Genomic DNA, 24880 nt, shown 5'->3' on the forward strand with positions numbered 1-24880 from the left:
AACATCTGGGGGATGAAGCACGATGAAAGCGATCGCTACGCAACAAGGCAACATAGTCATCACCGAGCTGCCGGCCCCAACGCCGACGGCGGGCCACGTCATCGTGCGCACCGAATTTTCCGCGATCAGTCCGGGGACCGAGATGGGCTTCCTGAAGCGCATGCCGGAACAGCCGGTCGTGCTCGGGTACAGTGCCGTAGGCATCGTGGAAGCGGTGGGAGACGGCGTGACCGACCGGTTTCCGGGCCAGCGTGTAGCGTGTTACGGCGCTCCATACGCGAGGCATGCGCAACGGTTGTCGATGCCGTCGAACCTAACGGCTGCGGTGCCGGACAACGTCGATCCGAAGGAGGCCGCCTTCGCGGGGCTCGGCGCCATCGCCATTCACGCCCTTCGGACCGCGTCCTTGTCGTTCGGCGAGTCGACCGCGATCGTCGGTCTCGGCATTCTCGGCAATCTGATCGCTCAGATTTCGAACGCCGCTTCGTATCGGACGGCCGGGCTCGATCTTGACGCCGGACGGGTAGAGGCGCTGCGCGGCTTAGGCGTGCCGCATGCGTATGCGTCGCCGGAAGCGCTCGAGGAGAAGCTGGCGGACGCCGTCGGCCCTTACGGCGCGGACGCCGTCTTGATTTGCGCGAGCGGTCCCGGGGAAGCGCTGATTAACCGGGCGATGTCGTGGCTGCGGGATCGCGGCAAAATCGTGATCGTCGGCGACGTCACGACGGAATATTCCCGCGGCGATATGTTCGGGAAGGAAGTTCAGGTGCTCATCTCCCGCGCCGGCGGACCTGGGCGATACGACGCGTCTTACGAGCGGGAAAACCGGGATTATCCGATCGGGTACGTCCGTTGGACCGAAGGCCGCAACATCGGGGAATATATCCGGCTGCTCGCGGAGAACAAAATTACGATCGCGCCGCTCATTACGGACGTGTTCCCGTTGGAACGCGCCGAGGAAGCCTACCGACAATACGAGCTTTCGAAGCCGGGCGTCGTAGGCACGTTAATTCAATATTAAAGCGAGTGGCTGCCCGACGTCGATCGGCAGCCATTCGCATGAGGAGAGATGAACCATGTTTGTCGGACAACAGCGTCATGCCGATATCGTCATCGTCGGCGGGGGCGTCGGCGGCGTGGCCGCGGCGCTCGCCGCTTCGCAAGCGGGAAAGCGCGTCATCCTGACCGAGGATTCGGATTGGATCGGCGGGCAGTTCACCAGCCAAGCGGTACCGCCGGACGAGCATCCGTGGATCGAACGGTTCGGCTGTACGGCGTCTTACCGCAAATTCCGCGACGACGTGAGAGCCTATTATTTGCGCAACTTCCCGGTGACGGCCGAGGCTCGCGCGAAGAAGGAGTTTAATCCGGGCAGCGCGATCGTCAGCCGCATTTCGCACGAGCCGCGCGCGGCGCTCGCGGTGCTGCGCGACATGCTGGCTCCGTACGTTCACAGCGGCAAGCTGGTCGTCTTAGAGCGGCATTCGCCCGTGGGCGCGGAGACGGACGGAGATCGGATCGTATCGGTCGCCGTTCGGTCGGAGGACACCGGCGAGACGATCGTCCTGACCGGCGATTATTTCCTCGACGCGACCGAGGAAGGCGACTTGCTTCCATTGGCCGGCGTCGAATACGTGACCGGCGCGGAATCCGCCCGGGAGACGGGCGAGCCGCATGCGCTGCCCGGCGCGGCGGACCCGACGGACATGCAGGCGATCACCTGGTGTTTCGCGATGGATCATATCGAGGGCGAAGACCATACGATCCTGAAGCCGGCGGAATACGATTTCTGGCGTTCGTACAAGGCGGATTTCTGGCCGGACCGGCTGCTCAGCTGGATGGGGCTCGTGCCGCATACGCTCGAACCGATCCGATACGGCTTCTTCCCCGACGAGCCGGCATCGTTCTCGCTCTGGAAGTACCGCCGCTTGATCGATCGAACGTTGTTCGCGGACGGGGCGTTCGACAGCGACATCACGGTCGTCAACTGGCCGCAGAACGACTACTGGCTCGGCCCGATCATCGACGTGCCCGCGGACGTCCGCGCGCAGCGTCTTGAGAGCGCGCGGCAGCTTAGCTTGTCGCTGCTGTATTGGATGCAGACGGAAGCGCCCCGGCCGGACGGGAAGGTCGGCTATCCGGGCTTGCGGCTTCGCGGCGACGTCACCGGCACGACCGACGGGCTGGCGAAGAAGCCGTACATCCGGGAATCGCGGCGCATCCGGGCGGTGACGACCGTCTTGGAGCAGCACCTCAGCCCCGAGTGCCGGCCGGACGGGACGGCGGAGCCGTATCACGATTCCGTAGGCGTAGGCTGCTACCGCATCGATCTGCATCCGAGCACGGCGCTGCGTACGTACGTCGACGTCTCGAGCTTGCCGTTCCGCATTCCGCTCGGCAGCCTGCTGCCGATCCGGGTAAGCAACTTGATCGCGGCAGGGAAAAATATCGGCACGACGCATATTACGAACGGCTGCTACCGGCTGCATCCCGTCGAATGGAACGTCGGCGAAGCGGCGGGCGCGCTGGCCTCGTTCTGCATCGACCGGGGCGCGGAGCCTCGGACCGTTCGGGAGGACGGCGACCTGTTGTCCGCCTACCAGGGGCGGCTTCGCGCGCAGGGCGTCGAGCTGGAATGGCCGAACATTCATTCGGTGTAATCGGAACCGGCTCCCGTCGTCGATGCATTCGACTCCGTTCCTCCGTTCCGGTTACAATGAAAGAGACGGATCGGGAGGATGGAACCAGGGGGGATACGATTGTTTACGAAGGATGTAATCGAGGCGGTTAGGGACGCCGCCGGACGGATGGAGCGGGAAGGCGCCTTGAGTAACGAGGCGCTCTCGTACATATACGAGCTCGGGTTATTCAAGCTGTTCGTCCCGGAAGAGTTCGGCGGTCGAATGGCTCCGCTGCCGGAGGCGCTTCGCGTGTTCGAAGAAGCGTCCCGCGTCGAAGGCAACTTCGGCTGGGCCGTGACGATCGGGTCCGGGGGCGGTTACTTCGCCTCATGCTTGCCGCCGGAGACGGCTGCGGTCGTCTATTCGGACGCCCGCGCGGTCATCGCCGGGAGCGGGTCGCCGACGGGACGGGCGCTGCGCGTCGAGGGCGGCTACGTCGTAAGCGGCAGCTGGAAGTATTGCAGCGGCTCGACCTATGCGACGACGTTCACGGCGACGGCGCTCGTCGAAGGCGGCGATCCGGCGGACGCCGCTGCGCTCGCCTTCGCGCTGCGGCCCGAGCAAGTCGAGATCGTGCCGGATTGGCGGGCGTTCGGCTTGAAGGCGACGGCGAGCCATTCGATTCGGGCGGCCGAGGCGTTCGTGCCGGATTCGCATGCGTTCCGCGTCGATCGGAACGACCGAAGGAACGAAGCCGTGTATCGGGTGCCGTTCCTGCCGTTCGCGGAGAGCTCGTTCGCCGCGGTCGCGATCGGCATCGCGCGCCATCTGCTGGAGGAGGCTTCCGCCGTGGCCGAAGCGAGCCGCGAGGCGTGGAGCAAGGGAGGCGCCGCTCGGTTCGAGTCGGTGACCGGCCGGATCCGCCGGGCGGAGGAGCGGCTGACGCAGCGGACGCAGCGATATTACGACGCCGCCCGGCAGGCGTGGGACGCCCATCTTCGAGGCGACGCGTCGGACGGCGACTGGGCCGCCCTCGGGCGGGAAAGCAAGGCCGCTGCGGCGGAAGCGATGCGCGCGGGCCGGAATGTGTTCCCGTACCTCGGCATCGGCGCGCTGATGGAAGACGCGGCGATCAACCGGATTTGGCGCGATTTGCAGACGGCCTGCCAGCACACGTTGTTAGTCGATTTCCAAGCGGAATTCGAGGAAGGGCCTGCCGAGTAAGAAAACCGCGCGAGCGTTGTCCCGCCGTTATGGCGGAACCGCTCGCGCGGTTTTTTTCATGGCGAGAGGCAGTACGTGCTTCGACGATGGATGGAAAACGGGGGAACCCCGCCTGCAAGCGCGGATTCGCGCTTAGCTCGACGGTTTAGACGGAGGTTTCGCTTATAAGCGCGAATTCGCGCTTAGACCGACGGTTTAGACGGAAGTTTCCGCTTATAAGCGCGAATTCGCGCTTAGACCGACGGTTTAGACGGAGGTTTCCGCTTATAAGCGCGAATTCGCGCTTAGCGAAGAGGGGGACCGCGAACATTTTTGTGCAGGTAATGGCCGAGGCAACTTTAGCCGGTTATCGCGGCGCTCTCGCCATCGCTAACGTAAACCTCGCCGTCCAAGCGGCCATCGCGCGAATCGTCGCGACGGAGAGGAACAGCAGCACGAAGCCGATCGCCGTGCAGACGAAGGAGAGTTGCATCGACGTGATGTTCGGGGCAAGATCGGCGATCCAATACGACGTCTCGAAGATGTCGATGCTGATCGTACGCTCCAGAACGACATACACGGCGGGGGTCGCGATCAAGCCGATGCTGACGCAGACGAGCGTAACGGAGACGACGAAGTTGACGATACCGATCGGCAGCTTCAGGATGCATAGGAGAATGTTCAAGTACGATGCCGGATCGGCGACCGCCCGACCGAGCCGGCGGAATAATCCGCGCTCGGCGGCGACGGAAGCGGAGGCGGAAGCGGGCTCGGGATCGTCCAAGCCGAGCACCGCTCGGGCGAGCGATCTTTCGAAGCCGGCGATGCCGAAGAGAATCGTAAGTACGCCGAGCAGAATCGGCAAGCCGACGAAGATCGGCAGCAAGCCGGCGGACAGCGTCAGTCCCGCGACGATAAAGACGAAGTACAGAATGCCGAGCGGGAGCGACAGTAAGACGTAAGCGGACGGGGTGACGGACGGCTTCGCCGTCGGAAGCGCCGGTTGGCGGATTTGCATGGGAATCGTTTCTCCTCGAATTGGAATGTACTGTCACATCTTACCCGGATTCGACCCGCCTTCGATACCGGCCGAGGTTCGTGCGCGGCCCGGACTTTCGTCGGGGGATGATGTTGGATTTTCTGTTGTATTCCGAGGCGCGATCGATTACGCTGACAGAAGGAGCAAGGCGCGGGAGCGTTCGAACACGGGAAAGGAAGCGATTCTCCGATGTATTCCATGCTGATCGTCGACGACCATAAGCATCTAGTGGAGAGCTTAGCCGCCACGGTGCCGTGGGACGAATATCGCATTACGAGAATCCATAAAGCATATAACGGAAAGCAAGCGCTGCAGATCGTCATGGAGCAGGACATCCACGTGCTGATCACCGACATTCGGATGCCCGAGATGTCGGGACTCGAGCTGATCGAGACGATCCGTCAGCGCCAACTCGACATCGAATGCATTCTATTGACCGGGATCGCGGATTTTCGATACGCGAAGCAAGCGATCGAGCTGCAGGCGGTCAACTATTTGCTTAAACCGGTCCGGGTCGAGGAGCTGCTTCCGTCGATCCGCGCCATCGCGGATCGGTTGGAGGAGCGCCGATCGGCGGAAGCGGAGCAGGAGCGGATCGCCGCCGAAGAGCGGAGACGCATCGGGCACGACTTGCACGATATTCTCGGCTTCACGCTGACGAGCACGCTTATGAATTTGGAAGCGGCCAAGATGCTGCTTGCGGCGAACCGCGAGGAAGGCTTGAAGCGGCTCGAGCAATCCAGCGAGCTGCTGCGCAGCGGCATGCTGACGATCCGCCAGGCCGTCAGAACGGTGCAGCAAGGCCGGCAGGAGACGGAGCTCGTCGCATCGCTGCGCGCGTTCCTCGCCGACGCCGAACGATTGGCCGGCGTGACGATCGTCTCCGAATTCGAGCCGGAGGCGGCGACGGTGGACCCGTCCTTCGCGAAGACGGCGCTGCATGCCGTACAGGAGGGCATTACGAACGGGATTCGGCACGGCGGGGCGACGCGGTTTCTGTTCCGTCTGCAGCTAAACGAGGGCAAGATCCGACTGTCGCTATGGAACGACGGCCGCCCGTACGACGGGGGGAGCGAGCAAGGCATCGGTCTCGCCGCGATGCGGGAACGCGTCGAAGCATGGGGCGGCGCCGTCGAGCTGACGTCTACGGCCGAGCCGTCCGGTACGCTGCTGCGGCTCACCTTGCCGTACGGGGCCTGACGCGAATGCGGGGGAGGGAGGGGGCCGATACGTACACGGTGCTTGCGGTCGACGACGAACTGATGATCAAGAGAACGGTGCGGAAGCTGTTGGAAAACTCGGCGGCGTTCCGGGTGACGGGGGAAGCCGAGGACGGGGAAGAGGCGCTTGCGTTCATCGAACGCGAGCGGCCGGACGTCGTGATCACCGACATTACGATGCCGGTCATGGACGGGCTGGAGCTGATCGGCCGCCTTCAGCGCTTAAAAGAGAAGCCTGAGATCGTCATCTTGTCCGGGTACGACGATTTCCCGTACATCCAAGAAGCGATTCGGCACGGCGTGGCGGATTATTTGTTGAAGCCGATCAAGCCGGAGGACTTCCGAGCGACGATGGAACGCGTGGCCGAGCGGCTCCGCGAGAAGGCGAAGACCGAGGCGCCCCGATTCGATTGGCTGCCCTTGTGCGAAGCGACCGGCAAGCGCCTGGCGGATTCCGTGTGGCTGTTACGCCCCGAGGAGATCGATGCGACGTGGGAGGACGTGCGGCTATGGATCGAGGAGCGATCCATAAGCGACACGAGGGTGGGGAGAGCGCCGCAAGCGAACGAGGTGTGCGCGGACTTGCTGCACTTCGCGGCGTCGGAGCTCCGGCGGCGCGGGGGGACCGAAGGGGCCTTCCCAAGCCTGCCGGATGTACGGGCGGCGAACGATGACGAAACCGCGTTTCGCCTCGCGAAGGAGTCGCTTCTAGAGGCGATGGAACGCATTCGGCAATCCCGCAACTGGGTCAATCACAGGCACATCCGATCCAGCATCGAGCGCGTGAACGCGTCGTTCGCCGATCCGACGTTATCGATGCAGCAGTTGGCCGACGCGGCTTCGATGTCGCCGGCGTATTTCAGCCGCTCGTTCAAAGCCGAGACGGGCGTAACCTTCGTGCAGTATGTGACGCGACTTCGGATGGAACGGGCGAAGGAACTGTTGACGGATCCGACGAAGTCGATGAACGACGCGGCTCGCGCGGCCGGGTACGTCGACTACCCGCATTTCACGAAAGCGTTCAAGAAGTACTTCGGCATCAAGCCGTCGGACTATCGCAAGCGGTTAGGCATTTCATAGTCGGAGCGGTCCGCCGCCGTCCGCGCTAAGCCGACACCAAACATAAAGAAGGACGGTCCCGAGGGACCGTCCTTTTCCATGCGCTTATCGGTTGTTGTACCATTCCGTCGCTTCGGTAATCCACTGGTCGCCGCCGCGGCTCTTCCAATCGGCGACGTAGGCGTCGAACGCGTCGACCGGCTCTTGGCCGGTGATGATCTTCGCCGCGATCTCTTGGAACAATCCGTTATGATCGAGCTCCGGACGCGCCTGGAGCGCGGGGAGGGTCGGGAGGTCGAGACCGTCGTTCACGATGCCTTCGTTCATGCCCGTCTGGATGCCGGAGAAAATCAGGTCGCCCATGTTGCGGCCTTTGATGAACGTCTCGTCCGTCAGGTGAAGCTTCGGACCCGTGAAATGCAGCCACTCTTGGTGCATCGCTTCCGCGTCGTACTCTTCCTTGACGGAAGGATACTTGTAAGTAATCGCGTCGCCGCTTTTCGTGTAATTTTCGCCTTCGAGACCGTAGAGGAAAAAGTCGCTCGGCGCTTCGTCCGAATAAAACCAGTCGAAAAACTTGATGATTTCGATCGCCTTCGCTTCGTCCGTGCCGGCCGGAATCGTCCATACGAAGTCGGAGACGGAGGAGCCGATCGCGTATACGCCGCCCGGCTTGCCGCTCGGACCGACAGGAGCGGGGATGAGCGCGATCTCGGCTTCCGGAACGTTTTCCCGCAGTCGATTCAGCCATGTGTCCGGGTACGTCGCCGCGTGCGCCCACATGCCGACTTGACCCGTTACGATCTTATTGTCCCATACGTTACCAGGCTGGGTAATAAATTCGTTGTCGAGCAGCTTCTCTTCGTACAATTGACGGTAGACGGCCAGGGCGTCTTTCATTTCCGGACGGACGTGGTTCGGCGTCAGCTTGCCGTCCACGAGCCTCCAGGCGTTCAGCGGCACGTCGAAGGCGCCGAAGAAATGGCCCGTATGCGAAAATTTCTCGCGGCCGGAGAACGGGATTTCGTCCTTCTTGCCGTTGCCGTTCGGGTCGCCGTCGCGGAACGCGCGCAGCACCTCGATGTATTCGTCGATCGTCTTCGGCGTCGAGAGCCCCAGCTTGTCGAGCCAATCCTTGCGAATGTACACGACGGTGCCGTTCGTGATCGCATTGTCGCCCGGGATGCCGTAGATGACCCCGTCTTTCGCGACGCGTCCGGATTTCCAAGAGTCCGGCTTCACCTTCGCTTTCAAGTTCGGCGCGTACTGATCGATCAGGTCGCCAAGCGGGAGCAGGACGCCCGCGTCGATCGCCGGCGCGATCTCGGGCGTGTTGATGCCCTTGGTTTGCAAAATGTCGGGCAGCTCGCCGCCCGCAAGCGTCAGGGATAGACTTTGTTCGTAATTTTCATGAGGGAGGAGCTCGAACTCAAGATCGGTGTTAGACAATTCCTCCAGCTTCTTCACGTACTTGTCTTCGTTAATGTTCGAGGAGTTGACGACGTGACCCAGGTTGCCGGTCGTGAGCGTCACCTTCAGCTTCAGCGGCTCTTTCGGCGCTTCCGCTTCCGGCGCCGTCGCTGGCTCGCCGGTGGACGGCGTTCCCGACGGTGCCGGCTCCTCGCTTGACCCTCCCGTAGAACAGCCTAGGATCGTGCCGAAACTTAGTACGGTGCCGAGCAGGATAGCGAACGACTTTCTCTGTTGCATTCGAACCTCTCCTTTTTTGGTGTTTATATTGTTATCCTTTGATCGAGCCCAGCATCGCGCCTTTGACGAAATGCTTTTGGATGAAAGGATAGACAAGCAAGATCGGGATCGTGGCGACCATAATGGAAGCCATCTTAATGCCTTCGACGGATTGCACCGCGTTGTTTACGCGAATGAGCATCTGTTCGTCGCTGTCGACGAGCAGCCGCCTTAGCAGCACTTGAAGCGGGAACAACTCTTGATTTCGAATGTACATAAGCGCCTGCGCGTAGGAGTTCCAATGACCTACCGCGTAGAACAACCCGATCGTACTTAGCGACGGCAGCGATAAGGGGAGCACGATTTTCCAAAGCGTGTAATACTCTCCCGCGCCGTCGATGCGCGCCGACTCCGTCAACCCTTCGGGAATGCCGCGGAAGAACGAAATCATGATGATCATATTGAAGGCGCTGATCGCGCCGGGGACGACGAGAGACCATACGGAATTGAGCAGACCGAGCTCCTTCACGAGCAAGTAACTCGGAATCATCGGCGCCGGGAAGATCATCGTGAACAAGACGATCAGAACGATCGCGGAACGGCCTTTCAGTTCGTGCTTGGATAACCCGTAAGACATGAGAGAAGTCGCCGTCAAGTTGACGGCCGTGCCGACGACGGTGATCAGAATCGTCACCCAGAACGAACGCCATATTTTCGGGTCGCCGAGCACCGCTTGGAAGTTGCCGAGCGTAAACTCGACGGGCACGATCGAGACGCGGCCTTGCGTGATGGCCGGTCCGGAGCTGAACGAGCCGGCGAGAATATGAAGGAACGGCAGCAGCATCGCTAAGCTTAACAAGGTTAAGAAGATATAGTTGAAAACGACGAACGCGCGCCGCGACGGTTGCATGCGGATCAAAACCTTTTCCTCCTCTCGGGTGTCGAAGGGTCAATAGAGCGAATTGCCGGTCGTCTTCTTGCTTAATCGATTGGCGCCCATGAGCAGGATGAACCCGACGACCGCTTTAAACATATCGATGGCCGTCGTGTAGCTATACTGCCCGCCGAGCAAGCCGACGCGGTAGATGTACGTATCGAACACTTCGCCGTTATCCCACAGCAGCGGATTCAAAAGCATATAGATTTGTTCGAAACCAAGGTCCAAAATATGTCCGATGCGCAGCAGAAGCAGCACCATGATCGTCGGCAGCAGCGCCGGCAGCGTAATACTGACGACCTGCCGGAACTTCCCGGCGCCGTCGACTTCCGCGGCCTCGTAATACTCCGGGTTGATGCCGGCGAGCGCGGCTAAATAAATGATCGTGTTCCAGCCGACTTCCTTCCAGATGCCTGACGTCACGATAATGCTTCGGATGAACTTCGGCTCCTGCATAAAGAAAATCCGCTCGAAGCCGAGCCACTCCAGGAAGTCGTTGAACAATCCGATCGTCGGCGACAAGAAGTTGATAACCAGACCGCCGACGATGACCCACGACATGAAGTGGGGCAAATACAGCACCGTCTGCGAGATTCGCTTGAACGCGAGCTTGCGCACTTCGTTCAGCAAGAGCGCGAGGAGAATCGGCGCCGGGAATCCGAAGGCGAGCTGATACAGAGAAATCAACAACGTGTTTCGAAGCACTTGGAAAAACTCGGGAAGCGTGAATAAGTTTTCGAAATGCTTCCATCCGACGTAAGGGCTTCCAAAAACGCCTTTGAAAATGTTGTAATCCTGAAACGCGATGATGCTGCCGGTCAGCGGGATGTACTTGAACGTCAGAAAGTACAGCAATCCGGGCAGGATCATCGAGTAAATGGCCCAGTGGCGGAGAAGATACGGCTTCTTCTTCGGCGGCGCCATCGACGGTCGTTCTGCGTTCGCGGTAAGTTCCGGTTGCGCCAAAGTTCTAACCCCTTCCTCGTCGTTATGCTATAACCTTATCGATTGGGCGCGGCGGTTTCCATGCTCATTCATGCTCCGCCTTGTCGTTTTTTGACTTGTCCGTCACAACGGAAGCCGCGCGGCATCGTAACCGGTCGCTTCGAACCGAGGCTCCGGCCGCGGCCGGCCGTTCACCGACGCGTATAAAACGCCTTCGCTCCTTGGGCTGTACGCGAAGTCGAACGTCACGTCAGGATGCTCGTACCGAATCCGTCTCGTGTACCCTTCGAGCTGATGCGTCGTCTCGTCGCGCAGCGACCCCGCGGCGGCATGCCGCCGGAACGACTCGAAGCTTCCGTGCTCGGCGGCGCTGCCGACATGAACGACGAAGCCGTTCGTTAGGAGCGCCGCCTCTTTCGGTTCGAAGGCGCGCGCCGGACCTTCATAGTTATAAAAGGAGAGCAGCAGGTACTCCTCGAAGCGTTCGAGCTTGACGGCCGACGTCCGGCCCGCGTTCGTTACGGCTAGGGGGAGGAACGCGAAATACACCGGGCCGTCCTCGATGTAGATCGGAACGGGCGCCTCCACGGCATCGCCGGCAAGCGAGGCTCTGCGTTCGCCGAACCATACTTGATCGACATCGGTAAAGTGGACGGGGAATACGACGGACAGCTTCATGCTCGTCGCGCGCTTGGCTTCGTAAGGCTTCGGGCGGTACGCGACCAGGGCGCAATTCCGGTGTTGGATGGAAAACTTACGTCCTTCGTCGCGCAGCATCTCCGGTCCGCTCGCCTTGCCGTTGTAGACGTTCTCCCGCCCCGGCTCGCGCTCGTTGAAGAAATAGCGGCTGAATACGGCGCGCGTATCGGTCCAGTCCCGAACGTCGGGACGCGTGCGATAGACGGCATGGAACGAATCGCTGATCGCCCCGTCGTAAAATTGGCCCGCGGACGTGCCGAGCGCGTAATCCGCCGTCATGCGAATCGTGTTCGGGCCCGACCAGGCCGGGTGCTCCGCCGCTTCGCCGGCGTACGCGGTTTCTTCGCCGGGCAGGCATTCCGCCGTGGCGACCGCGTCGAACGGGAGCGGCTTCCGCAGCGCCAACGCTTCCAGCTCCGGAGGGCAGTGGCAATCGCCGCTGTACAGCCAGGCGAGATTCGGCAGCATCAGCGTCTCGACGCCGATATGTTCGACTTGCTTCGTCCGTACAGGAAATAACGTCTCGATCGGCTTCAATGAAACGGCTTCGCCGAAGACGAGGTGGAGCAGGCCATGGACGTTATGAGGATGCGCGACGGAATCGACGAGATACGCGCGGGAATACGGTCCCGCGAAGTGGCCGGTCGTCGGGTGATAATGGATGGCGATTTCCGCCCACATGCGCGCCTCGCACTGGAGGGCGAGCTCGCGGATTCGTTCGTCCTTAACGTGGTTAACGATCTCGGCCAAAACATGCGTCGTGATCGGCGTATACGTCGGAGAGCCGAATTCCATTAAGGTGCCCCGGCGACGGAAGACGTCGATTAACTGCATTAACTTTGTTTCGCCAGCCGCGAACGCGTCCGGCTTGTTAAATGTTTCTCCTGCGGTCAACAAGGTGAACGTCGCCAAGGCGGCGAAGTTGTCATTATACATCGGGAAGCGGATGCGTTGTTCCGCCGCGCCGTCCAGACTGACGAGCACGTACTTCCGCAGCTTGGCGGCGGCCGCGTCCGTCAGTCGATCGGCGTATTTCAGAAGCAGCTGCATCGAGGTCATCGGGGAGAAGTGACAGTAGCGGGTTTCCAGCGATTCGATGATCGCGTTGGCGCGGTTCGCCGCGGCGCCCCCTGCGTAGAGAAGCGGCAAACAATGCCAAAGCTTCTCGCGAAAGTTGGCGGTCGGCCCTCGGCCGCGCCATTCGCCGCGCTCGTCGATCGCATCGTACATACGGGATAAATAGAGGTTGTAGAACTGTTGGCGCCGTTCTTGCTGCGTCCGTTCCGGGAACGTCATCATCGGAAATCTCCTTTTGTTCTGGTTGCTTCGATCATGAGCCAAGGATATCCAACCCGCTCGCCGAAAAATATGGCTTATTTTGCGGACGTTTGTTTTAATTTTCCCGACCGTGCGGGCAAAACCCTTTTTCTATGGAGGAACGAATATCATTATGCTACTTTATCATCAGGACGGGGCGGGGTGAAGCCGGTGGCTTGGATCCGGAGCGTACAGGGGCTGTCCATCAAGACGAAGTTGATCGTATTGATCGTCGTGTTTTTGTGTTTCCCTTTTCTAACGCTTGGGATTATATGGTATGAAATTTCGACGGAGTCGATCGAGAAGAACGCGATCGAGTACAACCGCCAAATGGTCTCTCAGGTGAACGACCGGCTGGAGGCGTACTTCGAGGATTTGGAAAACACGACGTATCCGCTCGTCATGCATCCGCAGATCCTGGAGTTTATCGACTCCGACCTTCCGATCAACTTCACGGCGCGAACGACTTTGTTGGAAAATTTGCCGAATTTATTTTTCGGACGCAACGACGTCTTCGGGTTTGCGATCGTCTCCCGAAACGATATCGTCGTGAAAGCCGTGAACGGGCGCGCAAGCTATGGAACCGAGGAAGTGGCGGAGCTTCGGAACATCTATCATTCGGAAGCGTCCGCGGTCGGACCCCGGTACAAGATTTTAGGCATCGATCAAGTTTCCAGCAACGTCGGGTCCCAAGAGAATGTCATGGTGTTGCGGCTCATACGTAAGTTCGTCAATCCGGAGACGTTCCGATCGACAGGGATGTTGATCATCGACTTGCAATTGGATCGAATCGCAGGGATCGCCGAAACCCTTAGCGTCGGCCCGCAGAGCAATGTATGGGTGATCGATTCGAACGGACAGATCGTCCATCACCATGACAAATCCATGCTGGGACAACCGGTCGACGCCGTCTACCTGCACGACTTCGCGCGCTACGAGAAGGAGGGCGTCTATCTCAAGACGGTGGAAGGGCAGCGCAGGCTCGTCGTGTTCACCCGTTCGGAAGAAACGAACTGGACGATGGTGTCCGAGGTTCCGATGAAGGAACTGATCGGGGACTTGATTCATTTGCGAAATTATACGTTATGGGCGGGGTCCGCGCTCGTCTTCTTCGTCCTGATCGCGTTGTCGATGTTCTCCATCTCCTTGACGCGCTCGCTCCGGCATCTGCAGCATCTGATGAAGAAGGCGGAGAACGGGGACTTGATGGCGAAGGCGTCGGAGAAGCGTACCGACGAAATCGGGGGACTGAACCGCAGCTTCAATAAGATGGTAGCGGAAATTCGGATGCTCATCGAGGTCGTGCACGCGTCCCGGATTCGGGAGAAGGAGATGGAGATCAAGCAGCGCGAAGCGATGATGCGCGCGCTGCAGTCGCAGATCAACCCGCATTTTTTGTACAACACATTGGAGGTCATTAACTCGTACGCCATTCTCGAGGGCGTCATGCCGATCAGCAAGATGGCGACGTCGCTTGCCGACGTGTTCCGCTACAGTATCGGCGATCCGAACGAACGGGTGTCGCTGCGGAACGAGCTGCATCATATGAGCGCGTATTTCGATATTTTATCGGAGCGCTATCCGTATTTGCAGGTCGACGACCGAACGTCCGCGACGGAGGTCGAGGACGTGCAAGCCGTTCGGCTCATCGTGCAACCGATCGTGGAGAACGCTTTCAAGCACGGGTACGAAAAGCATAAGCTGCGGCTCGGTTACATCGGCTTCGAAGGCGAGCGCGGGAGCGATTCCTATACGCTTCGCGTGATGGATCGCGGCGTCGGCATGCCGCCCGAACAGGCGGAGGCGTACAATCGGTATTTCGCCGATCCGGAGCCTTCGAACGAAGGCGACGGCCGCATCGGGCTGTGGAACGTGCATCAACGCATTCGTCTTACGTACGGTACGCCTTATGGGCTGTTTATCGAAACTTCCGGGCCGGAAGGCACCGTCATTCAGGTTCGCCTTCCTTATTCGAAGCAGTAGGTTTGCCGCGCCGGCAACCGGAGAGGGGGCGCTCTAACGTGTATAAGGTCATCACGATCGACGACGAGCCGCTCGTCAAGAAGACGCTTCGCGTCTTGATCGAGAGCTACCCGGACGACTGGTTTCAAGTGATCGACGAAGCCGAAGACGGACGGGACGGGTTGGAACGAATCGAACGTCATTCGCCGGATCTGGTCATCACCGATCTGAATATGCCGATCATGAACGGTCTCGAGCTGATCGAACGTCTTCGCGCATCGGGACGGACCGTAGACGTCGCCGTCCTGTCCGGATACGACGACTTCGATTATGCGAGACAAGCGCTTCTGCACGGCGTCGTCGACTATGTCCTGAAGCCGGTTCGGCCCGAGGCGATCCGTCAGCTGCTGGATCGCGTCCGCGCCCGTCGGACGGCGGACGCCGCCGCTTCGAACGGCCGGGGCGAATGGATCGCGTTCTGCGGCGAGACGGCGAAGATCGTCGCCGAACGCGTCTGGCTCCTGGACGATGCCGGAGCGGAGGAGCAACTCGAACGTTACGCGGCCCGCGTCGAAGCGCGCGGGACCGACCGAGAGAATACCGCGGAGGCGTATCAGGCGCTCGTCACGCTCGTCTCGAGCGAGCTGCGGCAACGCGGCGCGGGAACGCTCGGGCCGCCGCTCGCCGTCGAAGCGGACGGCGGCGAGAGCGGCGCGGCGCGTACGCGTTCGGAAGCTTCTCGCTTGCGGGAAGAGACGAATGCGCTGCTTCGCGCCAAGATCGAGGCGCTCGGACGCGAGCGGCAAGTCGGCAATCACCAAGGCATCCGCGCCGCGGTCGCTTATTTGGAGGCGCAATTCCACAATTCCGAGCTTTCGCTTCCGCTCGCCGCGGATGCCGCGGGCATGTCGCAGGGGCACTTCAGCCGAACGTTCAAGCGGGAGATGGGCGTTTCGTTCATCGAATACGTGACCCGGCTTCGCATCGAACGCGCGAAAGCGCTGCTCGACGTTCCCGGCATGAAGACGTGGGAAATCGCGGAGGCGATCGGGTATCAGGAGTATGCGCACTTCGCGAAAGTGTTTCGGAAGTACACCGGCTTGACGCCGTCCGAATTCCGGAAGCGGGAAGGCGGGGCGCGAGCGATGGACGAGAGGGGATACGAGGAATGAATCGATTGGCGATCGACGGCGGGACGCCGGTACGCACGGCGCCGTTCCCGACGTGGCCGGTTCACGGCGAAGAGGAAGAGCGTTATGTGCTGGAGGTCGTCCGTTCGGGCAAATGGGGCGGAACGGCGGGGAAGGTGAAGTTGTTAGAGCTCGAAGAGACGTTCGCCGCGATGCACGGCGCGAAGCATGCGATCACGACGGTGAACGGCACGCTCGGATTGACGGTCGCGCTGCAGGCGGTCGGCGTCGGGCCGGGCGACGAAGTGATCATGCCGCCGTATACGTTCATCGCGACGGCCAGCAGCGCCCTGATGTTCGGCGCCATCCCGGTGTTCGTCGACGTGGAACCGGATACGTTGCTGCTCGATCCCGAGAAGGCGGAGGCGGCGATCACGCCGCGGACGAAGGCGATCGTAGCCGTCCATCTGGCGGGGATGCCCGCCGATATGGGACGGCTCCGGGAGATCGCCGGGAGGCGCGGGCTGCGGCTGATCGAAGACGCGGCGCAAGGAGTCGGCGCGAAGCGCGGAGGCCTGGCGGTCGGAGCGATCGGCGACATCGGCAGCTTCAGCTTTCAGATGGGAAAGAACGTGACCGCGGGCGAAGGCGGCATCCTGCTCACGAACGACGACGCGGTCGCCGATCTCGCTTGGTCGCTTACGAACGTCGGGCGCGTTCGCAGCGGCGCCTGGTATCAGCACGAGCATATCGGTTGGAATTTACGAATGACGGAATTGCAAGCCGCCGTCGCGCTCGGGCAGCTGTCGCGATTCGAGCCGCAGTTCGCGCGGCGCGAACGCAACGCCGCGCTGCTGAACGAGCTGCTCGCGCCGATCGAAGGCATTCGGCTCGTTCGACGTCCCGCGGACGTCTCGCATCACGCGCAGCATCTGTATGTGTTTTTCCTCGACGACGGAATCGCCTCCGAGTCGAATAAAGCGGAAGCGTTGCGGCGGCTGCAAGCCGAGGGCATCCCGGCGGCGGCAGGCTATGTGTCGCTGAACCGGAATCGCGCGGTCGCGGCGGACATCCGCAAGTGGACCGGAGGCGAGGGTCCGACGCAGGTTTGTCCGGTCAGCGAACGGGCCAGCGCCGAACGCGCGTTGTGGCTGCACCAGAACGTGCTGCTCGCCGAGGAGCGAGACATGTACGACATCCGCGACGCCGTCGCGAAGGTCGTCGCGACGCTCGGCTGAGTAAGGGAGAGGGGACGACAACCGGCATGGAGTTTACGCCTTCAACCGAAGTATGGAACGCGCGCCCCGTCCGATGGGACGCCGTGCAAGATCATGAGATGACGCAACGCATCCACCGGGTGCTCAGCCGCTGGCTGCCGTTCGCCGACGCGCTGTACGCGGATTGGGACGTCCGGCCGAACAGCGGACACTTCTTCGGCGGGAGCTTCTGGTACGCTTCCGACAACGCTTCGACCGCGCTTGTGTACGCCGTGCTCGCGACGCTCGGCGCATACGACGAAGCGGCGACCGGCATTCCGCGCGAACGGGTGAAGACGCGCGCGATTCGGGCGATCCGGTATATGGGCTTCACGCACGATACCGGTCCGGCCGACTGCGTCCGCGTCGAAGGTTCGCTGCCGTACACGAGCGGCAAGAAGTGGGGCGGCCGAGGCGATCGATTTTTCCTCGCGAGCCAGAACGGGCGCTCGGTCGCGTCGATGGCCATGGCGGCGCTGCTGCTGTGGGGCGACCTCGACGACGAGACGAAGCTGCTCGTGCAAGACGTCGTCGCTTCCTACGCCGACCGCTGGGCGGACGAGGAGCCCCGGAACGGCGTCTATTACGATACGCAATGCGAGGAGAACGCCTGGACGGCGGCGGGGATCTCGGCCGCCGTCGTCCTGTTTCCGGAGCATCCGCATCATGCCGCGTGGGAGCGGGCCTTCGCCGATTGGGCGATCAACACGATCGCGACGTACGAGGACCGTCTCGCGTTCCCGGCAGGTCTCGTGGACGCGACCGACGGCATGTGCGTGAAGAGCGTCACGTTCCACCCGGATTTCACGGCGGAAAATCACGCGTTCGTACACCCAAGCTATCTATGCGCGGGCATCAATCTGCGGGCGCTTCACGTCGCGGCGTCGCTCATGACCGGTTCGGCCCCGTACGCCGAAGCGATCCGCAACAATGTAAAGCTGTACGAACGAACCGTGAAGCCTTGGGCGCAATTCGACGGCTTGGCGGTGCCGATCCAAGGCCAGGATTGGTGGTACAATCGTCAGCACGAGCGTCAGCTGACGCATACGGTGTTGAACGTCGTCCATGGAGACCGAGACGCGGCGGCATACGCGCGGGAGGCGCTGCGCTCGATCGAACGCATACAGGCGAGCAATTCGCGGGGCTGCCTGCTCGAAGAGAACGGCGAGGAATGCGTCATCAACGCCGCCCATGGGCAATTCGCGAGGGAGCTGGAGCACGGCTCCGCGGTCGATCTCGCGACCTCGTATTTGATTTACGCGTTCGGAGGGCCGGGCGCCGATCCGGCGGGCTCGACGGATACGATCGAGCGGCTTAAAGGCGTGCACGAGTATCCGTACGGCAGCGCGATCGTCTATCGGACGGAGCGAAGCTTCGCCAGCTTCTCCTGGCGCAACAACGCGATGGCGCTGACGCTGCCGCGGAACGGCTTGTGGACCGTTACGCCGCTCTATGCGAGCTACACCGGCACGGTAACGACCGAAGGCTACGACGGCCCGGCGGGGCTCGCGAACGCGAGCATCGTGCGGAGGGCCGAAGACGTCCGGGTCGTCCGATACGACGATCGCGGCTTCGGCGCCGTCGTCGCGATCCCTCGGGGAGACGGGGCGTTGCTGCAGGACGCCGCGTTCGCGGCGCTTCCGGACGGGAGCACCGTATACGTCGAGCGATTCCGCGCTGTGCGGGATTGCGTCGCGACGGAAGCCGCGACGGGACTCGTCGGTGTGCGCAACGAGAACTACCCGGCGATGCCGGAGCTGGCCCCCGGATGGAGGACGCTGCATACGTCCGTCGGCGCCGAGCGGTTCGAAGGATTTTACGGCCGAGGGGAGCCGAACCGGGAGCGAACGTTCGGCGCGGTCGACTACGTGAACGTGGACGATCAGATCGGGTACGTGCTCTTCGGTACGAGCGGCGTCCGGTATGTCAACAAACACGTCTATCCGAAATGGAAGGGCGTCGAAGATATCTTAGTGTTGAACGATATCGGCCCGTTCTCGATGCGGGGAGGCGAGTCCCGCGACCCGTTCGTCGTCGTGACGCTGCCGAACGCCGCCGCGGACGAAACCGCGCGGGCCGCGGAGCGAACGACGCTGTTCGACGGAACGGGCGGGGAGGCGGTCGTTCTGGAGACGGAAGGCGGTACGCTTGTTTACGCCTCGTTCGCTTCGCGCTCCGGCGAGGTTACGGGAACGAGGAGACTGGCGGACGGCGCCGACGGCGTATATTGCTATGAAGGCGAGCAGCGGCTGGAATGCGGCGTATACACATGGCGCGGCGCGGTCGGCGGCCGCTCCGCCGGCTTCGCCGAAGCGCGGTTCCGCCTCGCCGCCGCCAACGTCGGCGTGCTGGCGTTGGACGTGTCCGTCGTCGGCCGGCGGGCGTTCGCGACGAACGTCGGGACGGAGTCCGCGGAATTCGACGTTCGGCTCGGCGAAGCGACGGTTCGATCCATCCGGCTCGAACCCGGCGCCGTCGCCGCGATCGAACTGGGAAGGGAGGAGCGAACGACATGAACGGTACCGACGACAAGAGGCTGCATTTGATTTGCAACGCGCATCTGGATCCGGCCTGGCTGTGGGAGATCGAGGAGGGCGCGGGCGAGGCGCTGTCCACGTTCCGGATCGCGGCCGACTTCTGCGAAGCGTTCGACGGCTTCGTGTTCAATCATAACGAAGTCGTATTGTACGAATGGATCGAGGAATACGATCCGAAGCTGTTCGCCCGCATCGTCCGGCTCGTCCGCGAGGGCAAGTGGCATATCATGGGCGGATGGTATTTGCAGCCCGATTGCAATCTGCCGAGCGGGGAATCGTTCGTTCGGCAAATGTTGGTCGGGCGGAAATATTTTCAAGAAAAATTCGGGGTTCGGCCGACGACCGCGATCAACTTCGATCCGTTCGGACATACGCGGGGGCTCGTCCAAGTCATGAGCAAGGCGGGCTTCGACTCGTACATCGTCTGCCGTCCGGCGGAAGACGATTGTCCGCTGCCGGCCGAAGATTTCGAATGGATCGGCTTCGACGGCTCTTCCGTCGTCGGGCATCGCGCCTACAAAGCCTATCTAAGCGGCAAGGGGAAGGCGCGGGCGAAAGTCGAGGGCTGGCTGGCCGATCATCCCGACCGGAAGACGGGACTCGTGCTGTGGGGCATCGGCAATCACGGCGGCGGCCCGTCCCGCGTCGATCTGGAGCAGCTTAGCGCCCTGACGGCGGAGCGCGCGGGCGACATCGATATCGTGCATTCCGTGCCGGAGGCGTATTTCGGCGAGCTTCGCGCGCGCGGGGAGAAGCCGCCGTCCTACGAAGGCGATTTGAACGCTTGGGCCGTAGGCTGCTATACGTCCCAAATTCGCATCAAGCAGAAGCATCGACAATTGGAAAATGAACTGTTCGCCGTCGAACGCATGGCGTCGCACGCGGCGCTCGTCCGCGGCATGGCGTATCCGTCGGCCGAGTTGAAGGAAGCGCAGAAGGACCTCTTGCTTTCTCAATTCCATGACATGCTTCCGGGGTCCTCGGTGAAGCCGGTGGAGGAGGCGACGCTGCGGCTGCTGTCGCACGGTCTCGAGATCGTCTCTCGCGTTCGAGCGCGCTCTTTCTTCGCGCTCGCGGAGGGAGAGGCGAAGGCGGCCGAAGGGTCGGTGCCGGTATTCGTCTACAATCCGCACCCGTTCCCGGTCCGGGCGGTCGTCGTTTGCGAGTTCCAGCTGCCGGAGTCCGCCAAGGGCCGATTCGCGAACATCGTCGTGCACCAAGGAGAGACGCGAATTTCCGCGCAGACGGAGAAGGAGCTCAGCAGCCTCTACATCGAGTGGCGCAAGCGCGTCGTCTTCGAAGCCGAGCTGCCGCCGACGGCGCTCTCCCGGTTCGACTGCACCGTGGAATGGACGGAAGCGAAACCGAAGCCTTCCCATCTCGAAAAGGACGGCGTTCTCGCGTTCCGTAACGATGCGATGGAGTTCGTCGTGAACGCCGAGACCGGATTCGTCGATCGATGGGCGGTGAACGGCGTCGACATCGTCCTGCCGAACGCCTTCCGAGCCGTCGTCGTCGAAGACTTCGACGATTCGTGGGGCAGCTGTACGCAGCGGTTCGATCAAGCGGCGGGCGCCTTCGAGCTGTTGTCGAGAGACGCCGCGATGCAGCTGTCGGGTCTCGGCGGCGAACCGCTGCCGGCCGTTCGCGTGATCGAGGACGGCGACGTGCGCACGATCGTCGAAGCGCTGTTCGGCTACGGGCGTTCGACGCTCGTTATGCGATATTCCATCCCTAAGCGAGGAACGGAGGTCGCCGTCGAGCTGACCGTACATTGGAACGAGGCGCGCAAGATGCTGAAGCTCGCGGTGCCGACCGCGTTCGGCGAGAACGCGTCGTTCCTCGGGCAGACCGCCTTCGGCACGATGCGTCTGCCGACGGACGGCCGGGAGGTCGCGGCGCAGAAGTGGGTGGCGGCCGCATCCGGCCGCGCCGCGCTGACTTGCGTCAACGACGGCACGTACGGCTTCGATTGCGAGGCGGGCGCGCTGCGGATGTCGCTGCTGCGATCGCCGGGGTACTCGGCGCTGCCCGGCGGAGGCGTCGAGCGCACGATGCCGAACGACCGCCGCTCCGACCGCATCGATCAGGGAGAGCGCACGTTTCGTTTCTGGTTCGCCGCGGGCGAACCGTCGGAACGTCTCGCCGCGATCGACCGGGAAGCGGCGGCCCGCAACGAACAGCCGTACGCGCTGTCGTACTTCCCGTCGGGAGACGGGGACGGACCCGCGCCGGCGCTCGCCTCGCTGACGGACGGCGAGAGCGTCATGAGCGCCTGGAAGCGAGCGGAGGACGGCGAAGGGTACGTCGTGCGACTGTATAATCCGACGGGAACCCCTCTCAGGACCGCCTTGACGCTTCCGTTCGCGAACTTCGGATACGCCGTCGAGCTGTCGGCGTACGAAGCGAAGACGCTTCGTTACCGCGAGGCGGTCGACACGCTCGAAGAAGATACGATCATGGAAGGGTGGTGAGCGGCGCATGAACATCGCGAGCGTCGGCGTCTGGATGAATGAACGTTCCGCCGCGTCGCGCCGGACCCGAGGCTGGAACGAATTCGGCGGCTATCTGGAAGAGTTGCTTCAACATCGCGGCATCTCGTACCGCCTCATCGACTCGGTCGACGCCCTTATGAACGGCGGCTTCGACGTCGTCGTCGCCGCGTTCGCCGACGACGCGGCGGGCGACGCCGACGCGCTGCATGCGTTCGCCGAGCGCGGCGGGCTCGTCGTCGCGACCGGCAATCTGAATCGGCTCGCCGCCCGCCTCGGCTGCCGCGTCGCCGCGCCGTCGGAGCGCGAATATGCGACCGTGCGGACCGAGGACGGTCCGATCGGATTCGCCGCCGAGCAATACGGCGGCGGCTCCGGAGCATCGCTGCGCTTGCGGTACGCTAGGGCGACGCCGTGGCGCCCGATCGACGGCGACGCCGGCGCGGAAGCGTACGGCGAGCTGCCGGGCGGCAAGCTGCTCCAGCGGTTCCCGGTCGGCGGAGGGCGCATCGATCGGTTCGCCGTCGACGTCGCCTGGACCGCGGTGGCGCTGCAGCAGGGCGACCGCCCCGTATTCGAAGACGGCATTCCGGCGCCCGACGGCACCGCCGACGTGACGGACGGGGTGCTGAAAGCCGATGACGTCATGTTCATGGATTGGGAACAAGATCGGGCGACGACCGCCTCCGGCTTGCCCTATTTCGCATATCCGTATGCGGATTGGTGGCGCGAGCTGTTCGTCGGCTACCTCGTCCGGGCGGCTTGGGAGCGCGGTCTCGCCGTACCGTTCAAGGGATATTGGCCGAACGGCGTCGATCATGTCGCCCATCTATCCCACGACAGCGACTTTAACGGCGACGATCATGCGATGACGACGCTTGAGCTGTTGAAGGAGCAGGGCATCCGCTCGACTTGGTGCATGCTCGAGCCCGGTTACTCGAAGAAAATTTACCGCCGGGCGCGCGAAGAAGGTCATGAGCTGGCGTTCCATTATAACGCGGTCGCCGACGACGACGGCGTATGGAGCGAGGACGAGTTCCATCGGCAGTTCCGCTGGCTGCTCGACGCGACGGGCGAAACGAAAATAACGACGAACAAAAACCATCTGACGCGCGTCGAAGGCTGGGGCGAGCTGTTCCGCTGGTGCGAGGCGGCGGGGATCGAATCCGATCAGACGCGCGGCCCGAGCAAGAAGGGCAACGTCGGCTTTCTCTACGGCACGAGCCATCCGTATTTTCCGGCGGCCTGGGCAGACGAAGGGAATCGGCGGTATAATGTATTGCAGGTCGGCTTCTTGACGCCCGACATGAATACCGGCAAATGGTCGGACGATGCCTTCATCGCGCCCGCGCTCGATACGGTCGCAAGCACTGAAGGCGTCGCGCATTTCTTGTTTCACCAAATTCATCTCCACTCCCGGGAAGGAGTGCGCTTCGCCTATCGGAAGTGGGCCGGAGAGGCGAAGACTAAGGGCTTCTCCTTCCTGACCAACAGGGAAATCAACGACTGGGAACGCGCTAGGCGCGCCTTCGACGTCGCGGCCGTCGACGCTTCCGGACGACCCGCGACGAGAGGCGGCGCCGCGCCGAACGGAACGATCGTGTGGCTGCCCGTATCCGAGGAGGCGCGCACGGGCGACGAATCGCTCCGATACGGCGTTCCTTGCCGGAAGCACGTATTGTAGGAGGAGGCTCGCGAAGCGATGAACGAAAGTCGGACCATCCCGCCGCTCCGGTTCGCCGTGTACGGCTGCCAGCACGGGCATATCGAAAGTTTCATCCAAGCAATGAAGAAGCTCGGGCATACGTTCATCGGAATTTATGACGAACATCCGATTCCGTTGACGTACGAAACCGCCGAAAAGCACGGCGTCCCGCTGTTCGACCGCCGCGGTTCGCTGGACGCGGCGGATCTGGTCGGCTGCGCGGCGGCCAACGACGAGAAGATCGACGCGGTCGAATGGTGCGTCGCGCGGAAGAAGCCGATCATGGTCGACAAGCCGATCGTTCTGCATCGGGACGGACTTCGCCGGCTCGAACGCGCGACGGAAGCGGAGGGCTCCCGGATCGGGATGATGCTGACGTCGCGGTACAAGCCGTCGATCTTTACGCTTCGGAACGACATCGCGGCCGGGAAGTACGGCGACGTCGTCAGCATCTCGATGCGAAAGCCCCATCGGCTGACGCCGGAACGCAGACCCGCTTGGTTTTTCGACAAGGCGCGTCACGGCGGCATCGCCGTCGACTTGCTGATCCACGACTTCGACTTGCTGCGATGGCTGACCGGCCGCGAGATCGTCGACGTCGCCTGCACGATGACGAAGAAGCTGCTGCCCGAGCATCCGACGTTCTACGATGTCGTGACCGCCAGCGCGATTATGGAAGGGGGGCTCGCCTGCCAGCTGTATTCGGATTGGCATACGCCGACCCGAAGCTGGACGTGGGGGGACGGCCGCATCTTCGTCGTCGGCACGCGGGGGACCGCGGAGCTTCGACTCGAGGGAGATCCCGGACTCGCGGTCATGGATAAGAACGCTTACATCAGCGTGACGGACGAAGCGGGCTTCGCGATCGAATCGGTCGACGCGCCGGCGCTCGGCATCGTGGAGCAGTTCGTGCTTCATGCGTTCGGCGGCGGGGAAGCAGGGGTCACGCACCGCGACATCTTGCTCGCGTCCGAAGCGGCGATTCGCGCCGACGAGAAGGCGACGTTCATCCAATAATCGAAGGGGGCCGGTCTTAAGGATCGGTCTCTTTTTTTTCATTTCGGGCGCG

General features: G+C 62.2%; 17 protein-coding genes. 12 read left to right on the forward strand and 5 right to left on the reverse strand.

Annotated elements, in window-relative coordinates; translation table 11 throughout:
* Positions 1–22: 22 nt before the first annotated feature.
* The 3 genes from FE782_RS08030 (at position 23) to FE782_RS08040 (ending at position 3845) form a co-directional block, all read left to right on the forward strand.
* Positions 23–1021, forward strand: coding sequence for a zinc-dependent alcohol dehydrogenase (locus FE782_RS08030; RefSeq protein WP_138193566.1), 999 nt, complete (start codon positions 23–25; stop codon positions 1019–1021).
* A 55-nt stretch (positions 1022–1076) separates the two neighbouring features.
* Complete coding sequence (locus FE782_RS08035; protein WP_138193567.1) at positions 1077–2660, forward strand: FAD-dependent oxidoreductase; 1584 nt, start codon at positions 1077–1079, stop codon at positions 2658–2660.
* Between the two features lie 99 nt (positions 2661–2759).
* Positions 2760–3845, forward strand: coding sequence for an acyl-CoA dehydrogenase family protein (locus tag FE782_RS08040; protein WP_238392385.1), 1086 nt, complete (start codon positions 2760–2762; stop codon positions 3843–3845).
* Positions 3846–4191: 346 nt separating this feature from the next.
* Here FE782_RS08040 and FE782_RS08045 read toward each other — a convergent pair whose 3' ends face one another.
* Complete coding sequence (locus FE782_RS08045) at positions 4192–4842, reverse strand: sensor domain-containing protein (protein ID WP_138193569.1); 651 nt, start codon at positions 4840–4842, stop codon at positions 4192–4194.
* Positions 4843–5052: 210 nt separating this feature from the next.
* On the opposite strand from FE782_RS08045, the gene FE782_RS08050 reads away from it, so the two are divergent.
* The gene (locus tag FE782_RS08050; RefSeq protein WP_138193570.1) at positions 5053–6063 is read left to right on the forward strand and encodes a response regulator; all 1011 of its coding nucleotides are present in this window, start codon (positions 5053–5055) and stop codon (positions 6061–6063) included.
* 5 nt (positions 6064–6068) lie between these two features.
* Complete coding sequence (locus FE782_RS08055) at positions 6069–7163, forward strand: response regulator transcription factor (RefSeq protein ID WP_158299294.1); 1095 nt, start codon at positions 6069–6071, stop codon at positions 7161–7163.
* Between the two features lie 84 nt (positions 7164–7247).
* Here the strand turns inward: FE782_RS08055 and FE782_RS08060 are convergent, their stop codons facing one another.
* The 4 genes from FE782_RS08060 to FE782_RS08075 all read right to left on the reverse strand — a co-directional run bounded on the left by FE782_RS08060 (position 7248) and on the right by FE782_RS08075 (position 12711).
* A complete protein-coding gene (locus FE782_RS08060) occupies positions 7248–8852 on the reverse strand; it encodes an extracellular solute-binding protein (protein ID WP_138193572.1) in 1605 nt (534 codons plus the stop codon).
* A gap of 31 nt (positions 8853–8883) precedes the next feature.
* The gene (locus tag FE782_RS08065; protein ID WP_238392402.1) at positions 8884–9741 is read right to left on the reverse strand and encodes a carbohydrate ABC transporter permease; all 858 of its coding nucleotides are present in this window, start codon (positions 9739–9741) and stop codon (positions 8884–8886) included.
* Between the two features lie 39 nt (positions 9742–9780).
* On the reverse strand, positions 9781–10692 hold the full coding sequence (locus tag FE782_RS08070) for an ABC transporter permease (protein ID WP_439116427.1): 912 nt from the start codon (positions 10690–10692) through the stop codon (positions 9781–9783).
* 144 nt (positions 10693–10836) lie between these two features.
* Entirely contained in the window at positions 10837–12711 is a 1875-nt protein-coding gene (locus tag FE782_RS08075; protein WP_138193573.1) for a DUF8769 domain-containing protein, read from the reverse strand.
* 180 nt (positions 12712–12891) lie between these two features.
* Between FE782_RS08075 and FE782_RS08080 the strand changes: the two genes are divergently transcribed.
* From FE782_RS08080 to FE782_RS08105, 7 genes are read left to right on the forward strand one after another with little or no spacing between them, the layout of a single operon-like run.
* Positions 12892–14712 (forward strand): cache domain-containing sensor histidine kinase, encoded by a 1821-nt coding sequence (locus FE782_RS08080; protein WP_158299295.1) that lies wholly within the window; start codon positions 12892–12894, stop codon positions 14710–14712.
* A gap of 38 nt (positions 14713–14750) precedes the next feature.
* Positions 14751–15863 carry a response regulator transcription factor gene (locus FE782_RS08085; protein WP_158299296.1) on the forward strand — a complete coding sequence of 371 codons (1113 nt, stop codon included), beginning with the start codon at positions 14751–14753 and terminating at the stop codon, positions 15861–15863.
* The gene (locus tag FE782_RS08090; RefSeq protein ID WP_138193576.1) at positions 15860–17059 is read left to right on the forward strand and encodes a DegT/DnrJ/EryC1/StrS family aminotransferase; all 1200 of its coding nucleotides are present in this window, start codon (positions 15860–15862) and stop codon (positions 17057–17059) included. The genes FE782_RS08085 and FE782_RS08090 overlap by 4 nt, the downstream gene beginning before the upstream one ends.
* A 26-nt stretch (positions 17060–17085) precedes the next feature.
* Positions 17086–19593 (forward strand): hypothetical protein, encoded by a 2508-nt coding sequence (locus FE782_RS32240; protein WP_158299297.1) that lies wholly within the window; start codon positions 17086–17088, stop codon positions 19591–19593.
* Positions 19590–22088, forward strand: a complete 2499-nt coding sequence (locus FE782_RS08095; RefSeq protein WP_158299298.1) for a glycoside hydrolase family 38 N-terminal domain-containing protein — start codon at positions 19590–19592, stop codon at positions 22086–22088. Before FE782_RS32240 ends, FE782_RS08095 begins: the two co-directional genes overlap by 4 nt.
* A 7-nt stretch (positions 22089–22095) precedes the next feature.
* Complete coding sequence (locus FE782_RS08100; protein ID WP_138193578.1) at positions 22096–23790, forward strand: polysaccharide deacetylase family protein; 1695 nt, start codon at positions 22096–22098, stop codon at positions 23788–23790.
* A gap of 18 nt (positions 23791–23808) precedes the next feature.
* Positions 23809–24828 (forward strand): Gfo/Idh/MocA family protein, encoded by a 1020-nt coding sequence (locus tag FE782_RS08105; RefSeq protein ID WP_138193579.1) that lies wholly within the window; start codon positions 23809–23811, stop codon positions 24826–24828.
* The last annotated feature ends 52 nt before the right edge of the window (positions 24829–24880 follow it).

The organism is Paenibacillus antri, from assembly GCF_005765165.1.
Lineage (GTDB): Bacteria > Bacillota > Bacilli > Paenibacillales > YIM-B00363 > Paenibacillus_AE > Paenibacillus_AE antri.

What these genes read in the sequence shown, in the direction of transcription:
- FE782_RS08045 (WP_138193569.1), bottom strand. Translation starts at nt 4,842, where the DNA reads ATGCAAATCCGCCAACCGGCGCTTCCGACGGCGAAGCCGTCCGTCACC.
- FE782_RS08075 (WP_138193573.1), bottom strand. Translation starts at nt 12,711, where the DNA reads ATGATGACGTTCCCGGAACGGACGCAGCAAGAACGGCGCCAACAGTTC.
- FE782_RS08050 (WP_138193570.1), top strand. Translation starts at nt 5,053, where the DNA reads ATGTATTCCATGCTGATCGTCGACGACCATAAGCATCTAGTGGAGAGC.
- FE782_RS08105 (WP_138193579.1), top strand. Translation starts at nt 23,809, where the DNA reads ATGAACGAAAGTCGGACCATCCCGCCGCTCCGGTTCGCCGTGTACGGC.
- FE782_RS08055 (WP_158299294.1), top strand. Translation starts at nt 6,069, where the DNA reads ATGCGGGGGAGGGAGGGGGCCGATACGTACACGGTGCTTGCGGTCGAC.
- FE782_RS08030 (WP_138193566.1), top strand. Translation starts at nt 23, where the DNA reads ATGAAAGCGATCGCTACGCAACAAGGCAACATAGTCATCACCGAGCTG.
- FE782_RS08070 (WP_439116427.1), bottom strand. Translation starts at nt 10,692, where the DNA reads ATGGCGCCGCCGAAGAAGAAGCCGTATCTTCTCCGCCACTGGGCCATT.
- FE782_RS08095 (WP_158299298.1), top strand. Translation starts at nt 19,590, where the DNA reads ATGAACGGTACCGACGACAAGAGGCTGCATTTGATTTGCAACGCGCAT.
- FE782_RS08060 (WP_138193572.1), bottom strand. Translation starts at nt 8,852, where the DNA reads ATGCAACAGAGAAAGTCGTTCGCTATCCTGCTCGGCACCGTACTAAGT.
- FE782_RS08035 (WP_138193567.1), top strand. Translation starts at nt 1,077, where the DNA reads ATGTTTGTCGGACAACAGCGTCATGCCGATATCGTCATCGTCGGCGGG.
- FE782_RS32240 (WP_158299297.1), top strand. Translation starts at nt 17,086, where the DNA reads ATGGAGTTTACGCCTTCAACCGAAGTATGGAACGCGCGCCCCGTCCGA.
- FE782_RS08090 (WP_138193576.1), top strand. Translation starts at nt 15,860, where the DNA reads ATGAATCGATTGGCGATCGACGGCGGGACGCCGGTACGCACGGCGCCG.
- FE782_RS08100 (WP_138193578.1), top strand. Translation starts at nt 22,096, where the DNA reads ATGAACATCGCGAGCGTCGGCGTCTGGATGAATGAACGTTCCGCCGCG.
- FE782_RS08065 (WP_238392402.1), bottom strand. Translation starts at nt 9,741, where the DNA reads ATGCAACCGTCGCGGCGCGCGTTCGTCGTTTTCAACTATATCTTCTTA.